Genomic DNA, 15,417 nt, shown 5'->3' on the forward strand with positions numbered 1-15,417 from the left:
CCGCCGGACAGGAGAAGTCCGGTCTCGAAATCGCGGACGAATTCTGTGCGTTGGGCGGCTACCTGGGACTGGCATTTTGAGCGTGTCCTGGGCCGGAGCGTTTCCTTTCCGCCCGCCCTCCGGGGCGCTCACCACTTCGCTCGTGCGCCGGTTTCACGCCCTGACGGCGTCCTTCCGGTTTCCCCCACACTGGGCCTGCCGCCGGTCCCGGGGAGGGCCTCGCGGTTCTCGACACCATGGGGGAACTGTGTCGTTTCTGCCTGAGCCCGCACGTGATGCCCGGCCGCGAGGGGGCGGGGATGTGCAGGTGGTGGTGGTCGGCGCCGGGTTCTCCGGCATCGGTGCCGCGATCCGGCTGCGCCAGGAGGGCTGGCGTGACCTTGTGGTGCTGGAGAAGGCGTCGCAGCTCGGGGGAACCTGGCGGGAGAACACCTACCCGGGGTGCGCCTGCGATGTCCCGTCCTCGCTGTACTCCTACTCCTTCACCCCCGACGCGCGGTGGAGCAGGATCTTCGCCGGGCAGCGGGAGATCCATGACTACCTGCGAACGACCGCGGACCGTTACGGAGTCGGTGAGGTGCTGCGGTGCGGCGTCCGTGTCGTTAAGGCCCGGTGGGACCAGAACACGGGGCGCTGGCTGGTGCAGACCACCGACGGCGAGTACCGCGCCAGGGTTCTGGTCCTGGCCACCGGACCGTGGCATGAACCACGGCGGCTCGACGTGCCGGGGCTGGACGAGTTCCCCGGGCCGGTGTTCCACACCGCTGAATGGGACCACTCCGTAGATCTCACGGGCCGACGCGTGGCCGTCGTCGGCAGTGGCGCCTCCGCTGTCCAGCTCGTCCCGGCCATCGAGGACCGGGCGGCGGCCGTACACCTCTTCCAGCGCACTGCACAGTGGCTGCTGCCCAAGCCCGACCTGGGGGTTCCCGAGGCCGTCAACCGGGGTTTGGACCGCATTCCCGGCGTCCGGCACACCCTGCGGGCCGGCCAGTACGGCCTGCAAGAGGGCCTCGGCTTGGTTCTCCGCCACCCACGGCTGGCAGGCCCTCTCCAGGCCGCGGCCAAGGCTCATCTGCGGCTCACGTTCCGTGACCCGGAGCTGCGCCGGGCGCTGACGCCCGACTACCGCCTGGGCTGCAAGCGTCTGCTGACGTCGAGCACGTTCTACCCTGCCCTGGTCCAGCCCCACGTCCACCTCCACTCCACCGCTGTGTCCTCCGTACGCGGTCGGCACCTCATCGGTGCCGACGGCACCGCGATCGAGGCCGACGTGGTGATCACCGCCACCGGCTTCCGCGTCGGCGAGTTGCCGCTGGCCCGCAGCGTGCACGGCACGGACGGCCGGACGCTGGACGAGACCTGGTCCGGGGATGGTCCTCAGGCATACCTCGGCACCAGCGTCAGCGGGTTCCCCAACCTCTTTCTCCTCCTGGGCCCCAACCTCCTTTCCGGCTCCACCTCCGCCATCAGCGTCCTCGAAGCCCAACTCGCCTACCTGGCTGCCGCACTCAGGCACCTGCGCCGCGAAGGCCACGCCTCCATGGACGTCAGACCAGCCGTCCAGGCCGTCTACAACACCGCGGTCCAGGAAGCACTGCGGACCACCGTGTACAACGCGGGCGGATGCTCCAGCTACTACTTCCACCCCAGCGGCCGGAACACCTTCTGCTGGCCCTGGACCACCGGCCGCCTCATCCGCTCGCTGAATCGCTTCGACGCCGCCGCCTACACCTGCCGCACACCCTCCACCCCTGCTCCCGTGCCCGCACCCAGGGCGGCGGCGGAAGGCAGCTTCCCGGCGGATGAGGAAGGAATCACCGCATGACCAGGCGGCGCCCCAGGCCACAGCCGTACGACCGGGAACTTGACCATCTTCTTCTCTTCGGGGGCGGTGGCGAGCAGGACCCCTGTCCCACGGGCTGGTACTTCGCCCGGTTCAGCCGGCATCTTCGCCCCGGCCAGGTGGTTCCCGTCACCTACATGGCCCGGCGGTACGCGCTGTTCCGCACACGCGGCGGGCAGGTCGGGATGATCGACAGCCAGTGCTGTCACATGGGCGCCGACCTCAGCCGGTGCGGCCGGGTACGCGAGGAGAGGCTGGTTTGCGGCTTCCACGCCTGGGAGTTCGATACGGAGGGAGCGTGCCGGAAGATCCCCGGCGCTGACCGTATCCCCTCCCGGGCCGTGCAGCACAGCGTCCCCGTGACCGAGCAGGGAGGCATCATCTGGTTCTGGCACGGGTCACCGACCCCGGAGCCCATGAGCCAGCTGAGCTTCGCCGAGGACCGCCGTCGCCACCTCTGCCTGGCCGGTGAGGTGCTCGTCTGCCACGCGGATCTCCTCCCGATCGGTGAACACGTGACCGACGTCTCGCACTGGCCCTACACACACAGCCCGGGGCGAAAGATGACCGCCGTCCAACTGCGCGACGAAGGACGCCACTTCTCCTTCCGGATCCAGCCCGCCGAGGAGGACGGCACCCGTATCCACCACTTCCGCCCGTACGTCCTGGTCGAGATGGCGAGCCCGACCACCGCGGTGGCCACTCCGCAGCCGGGCCCGTACCCGGACGACAAGCCACCCCGGATGGCCTTCGTCGCCGCCGTGAGCCCCGTACGTCCCGGCGTCACGATCGCGACATGGAGCCTGATCGTCCGCAAACTCGGACCCGACTGGCTGCTCTGGCCGGCCAACCGCCTCTGGGCGGCCTTCCTATGGCGCCTGGTCAGGCGCAACCACCATGCCGACTTCGAGATCCTGCGCTGGATGCGCCCGGTGGCCAAGGACCTGTGGTCGGTCGCGGACGGGCCCACTCTCCGTGCTTATCGGCGTTTCTACCGGCGCAATCTTCCCCCGGCCACGGAGGGATCCACGGAGGAAGTCACCTCCGGAAACACCTGACGACTGGGCAGCCCACGAGCATCAGCCAGGACCCACCGCCTGGCCCCCGCCCCGCTACTGCTCTCGCGAGCGCATCCGGGCAAGCTGGAGTTTCACCCGGAGGACGTGGAGTTCAACGAGGGCCAGGAGCCTGTGGGCATGCTCGTGAGCACCCCTCGGACCGTCCGGTCCAGACCGGATCGCACCGTCACTTCGCCCTCAAGCCCGTCCTGGTCCCGCCGTACGGACCGACGCCAATCGGCCGGGCGGTGTCACCATCGCCTGATGGCCTGTTCCAGAGCCCTGTTCAAGGGCCCTGTCGCAGTGTTCGGCTGCGGCCGGGTGGGCACCACGCCCGCCCGGCCTTGTCGCCCCCGTTGAATACCACCATGACCGGCGTGGACCTGATGGCGCACCCTTTCACGGCCTCGGGGCAGATGTCGACGTTGGTCGCGGCTGCAGGCGAGTTCCGTGCGATGCCGCGTCAGAGGGTGGTGGGGGCGGGCGGGATCCAGCGGTGGTTTCGGGACACCGTTCGGGAGACGCCGTAGTCCTTCTTGAGTTGCTCGGGGATGGCGTAGTGCATGACGCGGCCACGGGTGAGGGAGGACAGCTCGAAGACGGTGGCGAGGTGGCCGACGCGGTCCAGGGCCCACGCACCGAGTGGAGAGCGGTCCTCGACGGTCTCCAGGACGCCGAGGAGGTGCGGGACGGCCTTGACGACGGTGTCCCAGGAGGTGCGGGGGACCTGGAGCCAGTCGCCACAGGTGTCGCCGATGAGGTAGCGGATGAGAGCGGAGACGATCGGGTCGAAGAACGTGCCGGGCACGACCTCCTCGTACAGGTCGATCAGCTGCCGCATCAGGTGCGCGCCCTCCTCGGAGGGCCCCATGTGCCGGATCATGTACAGGTCCAGGAACTGGCGGGCCTGCTGGAGGTCCTGGGGGACGGCGTCCTGGTCGACGCCCAGCATCGCCCCGACGACCCGCCAGGCGTAGAAGTACGCCTGGGCCCCTTCGGTACTCATGTGGATGCCGAGGCGGTGCAGGGAGTCCAGGACGAGCAGGGAGAAGAACATCTGCCCGCCGATCATGTCCTCCTGGCAGATCGGCACCCCCAGCGCCTCGGTGTCCCAGCGGTTCTCGCGCCCCAGATGGTGGCGGATGGAGGCGTGCAGGAGACGGACCTTCTGCGCGGCGGGGATGAAGCGGCTACCCGCTTCGAAGGCGCCGGGCTGCATGAGATAGACGGTGAACTGCCCGGTCTCCGCCATGCGTTTGGAGGGGTACTTCAGCGAGTGCGTGGCCGACAGGAGTCTGGCCACGTGCGGGACGACGTAGCAGGCGGGCATCGAGGCGAAGGACAGCGCGGTGGAGATGTGCACGTTGTTGTCGATGAAGAACAGCCTCGCCTTCTCCATCTCCCCCCATTCGACCCACGACGGCGGCGCGCTCGTGGCCTCCAGGTACTCCCGCGCCACCTCCGGCAGCCCGTCCGGCAGCGGCGCACCGGCGGTGGAGACATACCGCATCAGGGCGTTGAACTTCCCCACCTCCCCGCGCTCGAACAGCGTGGCCACGGTGGCATCGGCGAGTTCGTCACCCTCCGGCCGCAGCGCGTCCATCGACACCTCGGTGTAGGTCATGTGCGGGGCTCCTAGTCCTTTCGCGGTAAGCGGGAGGGGGCAGGGACGAGGCACTGTGTTGAGGTGCTCTCCGAGGCGTCAGTGACGCCGGGCCGCTGCGGAGTGTGCGAGGTCAGTCAGGGCCGCGGCAGCAGGTGCGGGCAGGTCCAGATCGTCGAGCGCGTCGAGAGCATCCCTGACCCGCACCGTGATCATTTCTTCGATCCGGTCGGGAGCCTTCAGCCGGCGCATCACCTCGCGCACCGCCTCCAGGCCGTCCGTGTCCAGGTCGCGCCGCCCCAGGAGGGCGCGCAGGTGTTTGCGGTCGGTGTCACCGGCCATCCGCCAGGTCTCGGCCAGCAGGGCGGTGGGCCGGTGTGCGCGCAGATCGTCCAGGTTCGCCTTGCCGGTGCGGTCCGGGTCACCGAAGAGGCCCAGCAGGTCATCCCGTAGCTGGAATGCCTCACCAAGCGCCAGCCCGTAGCGGGAGTAACCCTCGCGCAGCCGTTCGCCGGCGCCGGCCAAGGCACCGCCGATCAGCAGGGGCTGCTCGACGGTGTACTTGGCGGTCTTGTACCGGATCACCTGCAAGGAAGCGGAGGTGTCCGGGGTGGCCCCGGTGCGCAGGATCTCCAGGCACTCACCCGCGATCAGTTCCCTGGCCAGTGCCGCCCACAACGGGCGGGCCCGCGCCAAGTAGGCGGCCGGTAGACCACTTGCGGCGAACAGCTGCCCGGCCATTGCCATCAGCAGATCCCCGACCAGCATCGCCAGTGACCGGGCGGCGGTCGCCGCCCGCGGGCGGCGACGCACAGCGCTACGCAGGGCGACGTGCGCGGTGGGACGACCGTGGCGCAGCGGACTGTCATCGATGAGATCGTCATGCACCACCGCCGCGGCGTGCACCAGCTCCATGGAGGCCGCAGCGCGCACCATGGCGTCACTGTCCGGTTGCCCGACCGCCCGCCAGCCCCAGTAGCAGAACGCAGCCCGCAGCCGCTTGCCCCCGGCTACCGCCACCTCGACCTGATCGGCCACCGGCCCCAGATCCGCATCCACCGCGACGAGCTGCTCGGCCTCCTGCGCCACGAAGCCGCGCACCACCTCGTCGATACGCGCTTTGAACGCGGCCGGCTCGTACGGGTCAGGCACCGCCACGGGCCTGCCGCGCCACCACGTGCCGGGCGAGAACCTCAAGACGGGCCGGCGGCACGGCCGCGTACCGGTCCAGCACCAAGCGTCCGCGCGCCATCAGATCCTGCTCCGCATCCGCCGCCAGCTGCGCCGCGTCCGAGCGGCGCAGCAGCCCCCGCACCGTCCCCACGGCCGACCCCACCGTGCTAACCGCCAGATCGGCAAACCCAGCCGCCAGTAACACAGCCTGCTCGTGCGGGCCCCCGCGGCGCCCGCCTTCTCCCGTCATGCCATCTCCCCCACAGGACCTCCGGACGGCTCAGGTCGCCCTCCATCCTGCACAGGCTCGCGCCGCACCGGGCCAGAGAAAGGGGGAACTCACCAACGAGTGATCACACCGCACGCATGTGCGCGTACCTGTGACAGGGGCCATTTCTTCGGACGGCGGACGTCCGGTCCCCTCTTTTCTCATAACCGCGAGGTGCAAGTGAGCACGGACTGCTGCCTGCAGTGAGCGGACGAGCCGTGAATGGCGGAAGGAGAAGCCGAAGCCCTCCTGTCATCCTGAGCTGCGGGCTCTGCATGGCTCGTTGCGCACCCGGCAAGTGGCGCAGAGTCCAGCCGGGGCCGAGGGCCCCGAGGGACTGGGAAGTCAGGTTTGAGCAGGAGCCATTGGGTGTGTGCTGGAAGACGGGGGTTGCGTCCAGGGAAGTGGTGTATGGGTTCGACACGATCCGGGGGTTTGCTCCGGCGTTGGGATGAGGCCCGCATAGATGAACGGCCACCGGCTGATCTTCGAGGTGTCGAAGCTTGAAGGAGATCAGCACGATGACCGCACCAGACAGTGTGCCCCTGCGCGCCCTCGCCGAGGACAACCTCGCCGCGGCGAGTCCCGATCTGCTGCGCGCGATGGTCAAGACGTTCGCCGATGCGCTGAAGTCCGCGGAGGCCGATGGCCTCTGCAACGACGACTACGGCCAGGTCAGCGACGAGCGAGTCAACCACCGCAACGGATACCGTCCGCGCGAGTGGGACACCCGGGCGGGCACCGTCGAGCTCGCCATCCCCAAGCTACGCAGCGGGAGCTACTTTCCACAATGGCTGCTGGAACGCAGGCGGCGTGCCGAGCAGGCCCTCATCAGCGTGGTCGCCACCGCCTACCTGTTGGGTGTCTCCACCCGCCGAGTGGAAAAGCTCGCCGAGTCCCTGGGCGTCACCCAGATGTCGAAGCTCCAGGTCAGCGCGATGGCCAAGCACCTGAACGAGCAGGTCGCCGCGTTTCGTAACCGCCCCTTGGACGCCGGCCCCTACGCATTCGTCTGGGTCGATGCCCGGACCCAGAACGTCCGCGAGAGCGGCCGCATCATCGACGGCCACGTGCTCATCGCGGTCGGCGTCAACGCCGACGGCCACCGCGAGATCCTCGGCCTGGACGTGGCCACCGCCTAGGGCGGCGCCGGCTGGCTGGCCTTCCTGCGCTCCCTGATCGCCCGCGGCCTGTCCGGCGTCCAACTGGTCACCTCCGACGCGTACATGGGCCGGGTCAACGGGCGCCGAGGGCTCGAGGTGGAGCTGTTCGATCGCCTCGATCACGAACCAGGCGAGGTGGTCCTCGGGCAGCCAGTCGCGCAGGTCAGGGGGCTGCAGGGGTGCAGCAGCGCGTGGTCTCGATCGCATGTGAGGATGTTCTGTGGCATGCCCCGATGGTCCAAAACGGCCTGGACAGCAAAGGTTTGTGCGACAGCCTCCTTGAGAATCAGGTGCCAGAGTTGTCGACGAACCCCACGATATCGAGATATTCGATTTTGGGCGGGACGCCATAAATCCCCGTCACCTTGTCGACGAGCTCCTCCGTGAAGAAGGCGCGGCCTTTCTCCTCGTCATCCCACACGTAGAAGTTCCTTGCCTGAACGCCGTCTTCGTCGAGCATGAAGCTCTTGAAGCGAAGGCCGGCCATGCCTTCGAAAGGTCCTCGGAGTTCGCCGGCAATCTTTGCGATAGTTGAACGATCGAACTTGTCGGTCTGCGTGAAAGTCACGAGCACGCCGATCATCGGGCCTCCTATCGATCGAGTGATGCTAGCGGCGGATCCTAGTACACGCGGCCGGAAATTCTGGTCGTCAGGCCGCGAGTCGGAGGTGCGGCTCGCGGTCGGTGATGCGGGCCAGGAGCGCGTCGATCTTGGGCTCGGTCTGCGGAGCGTCCTTGCCCGGCATGTGCTCTTCCATTGGAACCGTAGGGGCTTCAACGCTTGGCAGCAGGCCATCTGGTCACGCGCCGCGCGGGAGGCGGCACTTGGCCGGTGACCGCTTTGAAGGCGTCGGGCGCAAGGCAGCGGGTCCGGCCTCTGGGGGAGGGGGGAGACCGGGCCCGCTGATGGGGGGATGGGCAGCGGTCTGTGGGACGGCGGTCAGGCCGCCGGGGCGTGCTCGGTGTTCTCCTCGATGCCGAGGACGCGACGGAGGTCGGCGGTCGCAACGCGGTAGGTGCGGCCGGTGGTCGGCCTGGGCGTCGCTGTAGTTGAGGCAGCGTCGGTGCCTACGCGCTTGGCGATGTCTGAACCGCTCCTCCTGCTACGCGAAGCGTGCCTTCATGCGGCGAGGCCGAGGTTGAGGATCTTGGCGGCTTTGCTGATGGAGCCGGGCATGAGATGCCGGTAGATCTTGAAGGTGATCTCGATGGTCTTGTGGCCCATCCACTCGGCGACGTCGGTGATGGGAATGCCGTGCGTGAGGCAGTTGGAGGCGAAGAAGTGCCGCATGCCGTAGACGACCACCCCATCAGGGATGTCGACCTGACCGGCCTTCTTGATCCGCTGCCACTGGTTGGCGATGTGGTAGTGCGGGAACGTGCGGGACGGGTCGCTCGGGTGGCGCAGCAGGTAGCCGTCGACGGTGCCGTGCTTGGCGGCGTACCACTCGATGGTCTGCCTCACCCGCGCGGGCAGGGGCACGTCCCGGTACTCGCCCACCTTGCGGTGCTTGAGCCGCTCGTACTGGCAGGTGGTCCGGTTGACCTGCTCGGTGATGCGGTAGACGTCGTCGGCGACGATGTTGTCGAGGTTGACCGCGAACGCCTCACCGTTGCGCATGCCGCACCCGCTCATCAGATCGGCGACCAGCAGGAAGCTGTCGTCGCCCGCGGTGCGTATCTGCCGCAACTGCTCCGGTGAGGGGATCACCACTCGCTTGGGGTCGTACTGCGGCGGCTTCACCCCGGCCACCGGGTTGTCGTCGAACAGCCCGAGCCGGTTCGCGTCCAGCAGGATCGCCTTGAGCTTGTCGAAGGCGTTCGCCTGGGCGGCCAGGCCGATGCCGTTACGTTCCATGGTCTGCAGAAAGCCCTCGACCACCTTGTGGTCGAAGGAGTTCATCCGCCGGCTGCCCAGCAGCGGCAGCAGATGGATGTTCAGCAGCGAATCCAGGTGCACCACAGACGCCGGCCCCAGATCCCGCTGCCCGGCCTTCCACTCGCCGGCGTACTCCTCAAACCGCATCGCGCCGTACCGGGCGATCCGCTCCGCCTTCGCCTGGCCCCGAGGGGCCGCCTTCTTCGCCTTGTAGATTTCCGTCAAACGCTCGATGGCCGCATCCTGGGTCGCGAACCCGGACTCCTCCAACTGCCGCCCCGCCGCCGACCGGTACCGGACCTTGTAAGGGTGAGGGCACTTCGACCACCGCGACCGCGGATGCTCACACTCCTTGAACAACGAACCCATCCCACGAACCAGAACAGCGGAACCCATGGTTGCTGACTCCTCCACGACCGATGCTGGCAGCTTGCTGACCCTCACCGGCTCGGAACAGCGCTGACCTGCACTGATGCGCGCAGGATCCGCTATGTTCTGGAACTGGATCGGACGGTCGCAGGAGGAGATCGTGCAGGCGCGTCAGGACTGGATGGAAGGCTCGCGGTTCGGGGAGGTGAAGGGGTACGACGGGGACCCGCTGCCTGCCCCTGAGCTGCCGGCGGTGGCGTTGAAGCCGCGGGGAAGAGTGCGCTGACCTGGGGGAACGCGCCAGCTTCGGTGGCCGCTGGGCGGAAGGCGGTCGGGTAATTCCTACTGCCTTCCACCTGTCTCGCGGCGATGGAGCACGTCCTGACCCAGACCAAGAGCGCCTGGCGCCGACTAGCGGAAGATCCCGGCCTCGACGACCTCGGCGTCCTGTACCAAGGGATCATCCACCAGGTCATGTTCTCGGCAGCGCACCCCGAGTTGGTGCGCAACATGACCCGCGAGGGAGCCATCGACGGCCCTCGCATGCGTTACATCTTCGAGTACCTCATCGGCCCGCTACGCCTGCCGCTCGAACGCCGCCTGAACCGGCTCATCGCCGACGGCCGAATCCGCCCCGTGCCCTACGCCACCCTCCACTACCTGGTGGTTCAGGGCAGCGGCGCCCTCAACGCCAGCCCCGTCGAATCCGCACTCCTCGGCGCTCCCCAGCCTCCGGGAGCAGAGGACATCCGGCGCCACGCCGAAGCGGTGGCCGCCATCATCGTCGCCGGCCTTTCCACGACCGCGCGCGGCACTGAGCCGACCTGGCCGTTCACCCACGGGTGACGGCGCACCGGAGCCGGCGATCACCGTGGCCCAAGCGGCTGCCGTCAAGAAGATCACCGACGACGAGACCGAGCTGCCGGCGTTCTTCAACTTCCCGGCCGAGCACTGGATCCACGTGCGGACCACGAATCCGATCGAGTCGACGTTCTCCACCGTCCGGCTACGGATCAAGGTCACCCGAGGGGCCAGCTCCCGCGCTGCCGCCCTGGCCATGGTCTTCAAGCTCGTCGAGTCCGCCCAGCAGCGGTGGCGGGCCGTGGATGCGCCGTACCTAGTCGCCCTCGTCCGAGCCGGGGCTCGTTTCGAGCGCGGCGTCCTCATCGAGCGTGCGGGGGCCAGTGCAGCATGACCGATCAGGTAAAAAGCCCGCTGCGGTTCGTCGAAGTCGACGGGCCGCTTTTTCCGTGCGGCCAGGACCCGCAGCGCAAGTTTCTCGCCCACCTGCACGGCCAACTGCGCCAACAGGCCCAGGCGCCATCACCGTGCATCTGATGACATCGAGTGTCATCACTAGGATGAGTGACATGGGTCGATGGATGCCGGACGCAGCGGGCTGACTGTCGCGGGCCGCGCTTGAGCTGTACGAGGAGCGCGGCTTCGAGGACACCACGGTCGCCGAGATCGCCGAGCGGGCCGGTCTGACGAAGCGGACGTTCTTCCGTCACTTCCCCGACAAGCGCGAGGTGCTGTTCCCGCTCTCGGCCCGGATTCACCAGGTGATCGTCGACGCAATGACCGCCGCACCGGCCGACCTCTCGCCGCTCGCCGTCGTCCTGGAGGGGTACGGCGCCGCTGTGGACATGGTGAACACGGCGCATGCGCACGCCCGGCGTCGCCGAGCCGTCATCGTGGCCAACCCGGAGCTCCGGGAACGAGAGCTGACCAAGTTCGCCGCGACCAGTGCGGCCGTGACCGAGGCGTTGTGCGAGCGCGGTGTCGCGCCGCGGACCGCCTTCCTGACCGCCGCGGCGGGTGCCGCCGCATGGAGAGCCGCGCGCGAATGCTGGATCGAGGGTCCGGAGACACAGGACCTGCACGCCCTGCTGCGTGAATCCGTGCAGGAACTCAGGGCCGCGGTCGCGGCCCCGCTCGCGCCGTAAGCCACACGTACGGCCACAGGTACAGCCACAGCCACGCCTCTCCCTGTCGCTCTACGTCGCTCTCGATACCCATGACACCTGGTGTCATCACATGCCGCGTGTTTCGACCGGGAGGGTGCATCACGCATGTCGGAAACGTTCGACGAGGCAACCACGCTCAAACGACGAACCTTCGTCGCGGCGTCGGCAGCGGCGGCCGGTCTACCCCTGCTGACTCCAGATCGCCTGCCCACATCCACATCCACATCCACACCCGCGCCGGCCGACCGGCTCTCCACCGTCCGTCTGACAGTCAACGGCGAGCAGCGCACCGCCCAGGTCGACAACCGCACCTCACTCCTCGACCTCCTCCGCGAGCACCTGGACCTCCCCGGCGCGAAGAAGGGCTGCGACCAGGGCGCCTGCGGAGCCTGCACGGTGCTCGTGGACGACCGGAGGGTGAACGCCTGTCTCACCCTCGCCGTGATGCACCAGGACGCGCGCGTCACCACGATCGAGGGGCTCGCCCGGGGCGAGCAACTGCACCCGCTGCAACAGGCGTTCATCGACCACGACGGCCTTCAGTGCGGCTACTGCACGCCGGGGCAGGTCATGTCGGGCGTCGCCTGTATCGCCGAGGGCCACACCGGCTCCCGAGCCGAGATCCGCGAGTGGATAAGCGGCAACCTCTGCCGGTGCGGGGCGTACACGAACATCGTCTCCGCCATCGAGCAGACGGCCAAGGAGGCATGACGCGTGCATCCCTTCGCCTTCAGCCGAGTCTCCACCGTCACCGCCGCGCTCAACGCCGGTGCGGGCAACGGCCGTTACATCGCCGGCGGGACCACACTGGTCGACCTCATGCGGGAGACCGTCGAGCGCCCCGCGCACCTGGTCGACATCAACGGGCTGCCGTACAAGGACATCACCGTCACCCGACAAGGGCTGCACGTCGGTTCCCTGGTCCGGATGAGCGAGCTCGCCGCGCATCCGGAGGTGCGCGCCACATACCCCCTCCTGTCGCAGGCCCTCGAACTCGGCGCCTCGGCTCAGCTGCGCAACATGGCCTCCATCGGAGGCAACATCATGCAGCGGCCCCGCTGTCCGTACTTCCGGGACGTCCACTCCGCGTGCAACCGCCGTGACCCGGGCTCGGGTTGCGATGCGCGGCACGGTGACAACCGTATGCAGGCGATCCTGGGGACGAGCACCCACTGCGTGGCAACTCACCCCTCCGACCTGGCAGTTGCCCTCGTGGCACTGGACGCCGTGATCCACGTACGGAGCCTGGACGGCACCCGCTCCATCCCGGTCCAGGACTTCTTCCTCCGCCCCCAGGACACGCCCCAGAACGAGCACTCGCTGCGGCCGGGCGAACTCATCACCTCCCTGACCGTCCCCACGGGAGCGCACACGCGCCGCTCGGGTTATCTGAAGGTCCGCGACAGACAGTCGTACGAGTTCGCCCTCGCGTCCGCGGCGGTGGCGCTGGACATCAGGGACGGCGTGGTGCGGGGCGCCAGGGTGGCCGTCGGCGGTGTGGCGACCGTGCCGTGGCGGCTGCCCAAGGTGGAGGAGGCGCTCGTCGGCAAGCGGCCGGGGCGCCGGACGTGGACGGATGCCGCGGCCCTCGCGGCCGAGGGCGCCGTACCGCTGTCCGAGAACGCCTTCAAGGTGCGGCTGGTCGAACGGACCGTGCGCCGCCAGCTCATGACGATCGGAGGACAGTGATGGCGACGACCGTCGTCGGGCAGCCGCTCTCCCGCGTGGACGCCCGCCGCAAGGTGACCGGGACGGCCACCTACTCGGCCGAGCACCGCGTCGAAGGCCTGTTGTACGGCGTGATCGTCAACGGCACGGTGGCCCGCGGCACGGTGAGCCGGATCTCGGTGGACGCGGCGCTCGGCCACCCGGGCGTCCTGCACGTCCTGACCGACTTCGCCAGCCTGCGACTTGCCCACCCCGTCGATCGAATCGCCTTCTACGGCCAGCCCATCGCCGTCGTCGTCGCGCAGACGCTGGAGGCGGCGACCCATGGCGCCTCGCTGGTCGAGGCGACGTACGAACGTCAGGACGCGGTAACCGACTTCGACGCCCCTGACATCCCCTCGCAGACACCCGACGACGAGCCCGACTACAGCCGGGGCGACCCGGCGGGCGCGCTGGCTTCGGCGCAGGTGAAGGTGGACCTGGAACTCACCAGCGCCCGGGAGAACCACAACCCCATCGAACTGCCCTCGACCATCGCCCGGTGGCAGGACAGACGGCTGACGCTCTGGGACAAGTCCCAGTGGTCACAGGGCGCCGCGCGCACGGTGGCCGGCGCGCTCGGCATCGCCGTCGGCGACGTACGCGTGCACAACGAGTTCGTGGGCGGCGGGTTCGGCAGCGGAATCCAGACCTACGACCATGTCGTCCTGGCCGCGTTCGCCGCGCGCGAGGTCGACAGGCCCGTCAAGGTGGTGCTGACCAGGCGGCAGTTCTATTACGGCACCGGGTTCCGGCCGGCCAGCCGGCACCGGATCGCCCTCGGCAGCAGTACGGCCGGGCGCGTCAGCGCGCTCGTCTACGAGGTCCGTATCGAGAACGCGCGCTACCGGACCTACACGGACGGCCTGACCGACCTGCCGAAGTTCCTCTACGGGGTCCCCAACACCAGTACCGCCTACCGGGTCACGCCCGTCGACGTCCACTCTCCGGCCTCCATGCGAGGCCCGGGCGTGGTGCTCGGCAACTTCGCCCTGGAAACCGCGATGGACCAGCTCGCGCATGAACTGGCGGTGGATCCGGTCGAGTTGCGGCTGCGGAACGAGCCGACCCGGGATGATGTCTCCCAACTCCACTTCTCCACACGGAAGTTGCGCGAGTGCTACGAGACCGGGTCGCGCCGCTTCGGCTGGTCGCGTAGGCGTGCCAAGCCGGGCTCGCGCACGGACGGCGATCTGCTCATCGGCATGGGGATGGCCACCGCGAGCTATCACAACAACCGACGCGACTCCAGTGCACGGGCCCGGATCAACGCCGACGGCACCGCCGAAGTCTTCGCGGCCACCGCGGACATGGGCCCCGGCACCACCACCTCGGTCATGCAGGTCGCCGCGGACGCCCTGGGGCTGCCCGCCTCGGCGGTCACCTTCAGGCTGGGCGACTCCAGCTACCCCACCGCGCCGCTGCACGCGGCGGCCTGCACCATGGCGAGCGTGGGCTCGGCTGCGCACACCACGTGCAATGCGCTGAAGGCGGAGTTCATCCGCAGGGCGGTGGCGGACCCCGACTCGCCTCTCCACGGCGTCAATCCGGCGGATGTGCAGGTGCGCGACGGCCGGTTGGAGACATCCGGCGCCCGGGACAGCTACCGGGACATCCTGCGCCGCGCCGGTCTGCCCAGCCTCGAAATCACCGGTAACTGGGGCCCGGGCGACGCAGATTCAAGGATCTCCACCTACGGCTACGGAGCCGTCTTCGCTGAAGTCTCCGTCGATCCCCTGCTGGGCCTCGTCCGCGTACGGCGGATCTTCGCGGCGTACGACGTAGGGCGGGTGATCAGCCCCAAACTCGCCCACAGCCAGGCCATCGGCGGCATGGTCGGCGGCATCGGAATGGCCCTCCTCGAAGGCACCGTCACCGACCACCGCGACGGCCGCATCGTCAACGCGAGCCTCGCCGACTATCTCGTGCCGGTGAACGCGGACGTCCCCGACCTCGACGCCGCCTTCATCAACACCGAGGACCCGCAGGCCGATCCGATCGGCGTGAAGGGACTCGGTGAGATCACCATCGTCGGGGTGGCGCCCGCCATCGGCAATGCGGTGTTCAACGCGACGGGCAAACGCCTGACGGACCTGCCTATCCGTCCTGAGGCACTACTTTGACCTACCACTACTTAGACCTGCATGGATGACCTCGCGACGCTGTGGCGCGAGCGGCACCCGGAAGGGCCGCCCCTCGCGCACAAGTTCCGCAGTGCATAAGCGGATCGTCGGTGCTTTTCCACTGTCTCCCCGAGCCGAAGCGCTACCGGGCGACGAGTACGCGATAGCCCGATGGCATCCGCTGGTGGACGGAGTCCGAACCGAACGACGTCGACCCCGAGTTGGACACCCACACCCGCCTCAACGCCGACCGGCGCCCCT

General features: G+C 68.6%; 13 protein-coding genes and 3 pseudogenes. 11 read left to right on the forward strand and 5 right to left on the reverse strand.

Going from position 1 to position 15,417, the window contains the following annotated elements:
• Positions 1–301 precede the first annotated feature (301 nt).
• Positions 302–1,828: a flavin-containing monooxygenase gene (locus OG254_RS45085; protein ID WP_405593549.1), complete on the forward strand. Its 1,527-nt coding sequence runs from the start codon at positions 302–304 to the stop codon at positions 1,826–1,828.
• Entirely contained in the window at positions 1,825–2,904 is a 1,080-nt protein-coding gene (locus OG254_RS45090) for a Rieske 2Fe-2S domain-containing protein (protein WP_405593550.1), read from the forward strand. Before OG254_RS45085 ends, OG254_RS45090 begins: the two co-directional genes overlap by 4 nt.
• A 463-nt stretch (positions 2,905–3,367) precedes the next feature.
• On the opposite strand, the gene OG254_RS45095 is transcribed toward OG254_RS45090, so the two are convergent.
• The 3 genes from OG254_RS45095 to OG254_RS45105 all read right to left on the reverse strand — a co-directional run bounded on the left by OG254_RS45095 (position 3,368) and on the right by OG254_RS45105 (position 5,930).
• Positions 3,368–4,528: an oxygenase MpaB family protein gene (locus OG254_RS45095; RefSeq protein WP_405593551.1), complete on the reverse strand. Its 1,161-nt coding sequence runs from the start codon at positions 4,526–4,528 to the stop codon at positions 3,368–3,370.
• 78 nt (positions 4,529–4,606) lie between these two features.
• On the reverse strand, positions 4,607–5,659 hold the full coding sequence (locus OG254_RS45100; RefSeq protein ID WP_405593552.1) for a polyprenyl synthetase family protein: 1,053 nt from the start codon (positions 5,657–5,659) through the stop codon (positions 4,607–4,609).
• Positions 5,652–5,930 (reverse strand): polyprenyl synthetase, encoded by a 279-nt coding sequence (locus OG254_RS45105; protein WP_405593553.1) that lies wholly within the window; start codon positions 5,928–5,930, stop codon positions 5,652–5,654. The genes OG254_RS45100 and OG254_RS45105 overlap by 8 nt, the downstream gene beginning before the upstream one ends.
• 539 nt (positions 5,931–6,469) lie before the next feature.
• Between OG254_RS45105 and OG254_RS45110 the strand changes: the two are divergent.
• Positions 6,470–7,186: pseudogene (locus OG254_RS45110) on the forward strand (IS256 family transposase); the annotation flags it as partial.
• A 211-nt stretch (positions 7,187–7,397) separates the two neighbouring features.
• Here the strand turns inward: OG254_RS45110 and OG254_RS45115 are convergent.
• Positions 7,398–7,694 (reverse strand): hypothetical protein, encoded by a 297-nt coding sequence (locus tag OG254_RS45115; protein WP_405593554.1) that lies wholly within the window; start codon positions 7,692–7,694, stop codon positions 7,398–7,400.
• A gap of 537 nt (positions 7,695–8,231) precedes the next feature.
• Entirely contained in the window at positions 8,232–9,359 is a 1,128-nt protein-coding gene (locus OG254_RS45120; protein WP_405593555.1) for a tyrosine-type recombinase/integrase, read from the reverse strand.
• 121 nt (positions 9,360–9,480) lie between these two features.
• On the opposite strand from OG254_RS45120, the pseudogene OG254_RS45125 reads away from it, so the two are divergent.
• The 8 genes and pseudogenes from OG254_RS45125 to OG254_RS45160 all read left to right on the forward strand — a co-directional run.
• Positions 9,481–9,645 (forward strand): annotated as a pseudogene (locus OG254_RS45125) (pirin family protein); the annotation flags it as partial.
• A gap of 83 nt (positions 9,646–9,728) precedes the next feature.
• Positions 9,729–10,205 (forward strand): hypothetical protein, encoded by a 477-nt coding sequence (locus OG254_RS45130; RefSeq protein ID WP_405593556.1) that lies wholly within the window; start codon positions 9,729–9,731, stop codon positions 10,203–10,205.
• A 40-nt stretch (positions 10,206–10,245) separates the two neighbouring features.
• Positions 10,246–10,554: pseudogene (locus OG254_RS45135) on the forward strand (transposase); the annotation flags it as partial.
• Entirely contained in the window at positions 10,551–10,697 is a 147-nt protein-coding gene (locus OG254_RS45140; RefSeq protein ID WP_405593557.1) for a hypothetical protein, read from the forward strand. The pseudogene OG254_RS45135 and the gene OG254_RS45140, both read left to right, overlap by 4 nt.
• A gap of 239 nt (positions 10,698–10,936) precedes the next feature.
• The gene (locus OG254_RS45145) at positions 10,937–11,305 is read left to right on the forward strand and encodes a hypothetical protein (RefSeq protein ID WP_405593558.1); all 369 of its coding nucleotides are present in this window, start codon (positions 10,937–10,939) and stop codon (positions 11,303–11,305) included.
• A 126-nt stretch (positions 11,306–11,431) separates the two neighbouring features.
• Complete coding sequence (locus OG254_RS45150) at positions 11,432–12,037, forward strand: (2Fe-2S)-binding protein (RefSeq protein ID WP_405593559.1); 606 nt, start codon at positions 11,432–11,434, stop codon at positions 12,035–12,037.
• 3 nt (positions 12,038–12,040) lie between these two features.
• Positions 12,041–13,015 carry an FAD binding domain-containing protein gene (locus OG254_RS45155; protein WP_405593560.1) on the forward strand — a complete coding sequence of 325 codons (975 nt, stop codon included), beginning with the start codon at positions 12,041–12,043 and terminating at the stop codon, positions 13,013–13,015.
• A complete protein-coding gene (locus OG254_RS45160; protein WP_405593561.1) occupies positions 13,015–15,156 on the forward strand; it encodes a xanthine dehydrogenase family protein molybdopterin-binding subunit in 2,142 nt (713 codons plus the stop codon). The genes OG254_RS45155 and OG254_RS45160 overlap by 1 nt, the downstream gene beginning before the upstream one ends.
• Positions 15,157–15,417: the final 261 nt, after the last annotated feature.

Origin of the sequence: Streptomyces sp. NBC_01092, assembly GCF_045039535.1 — a bacterium.
GTDB lineage: Bacteria > Actinomycetota > Actinomycetes > Streptomycetales > Streptomycetaceae > Streptomyces.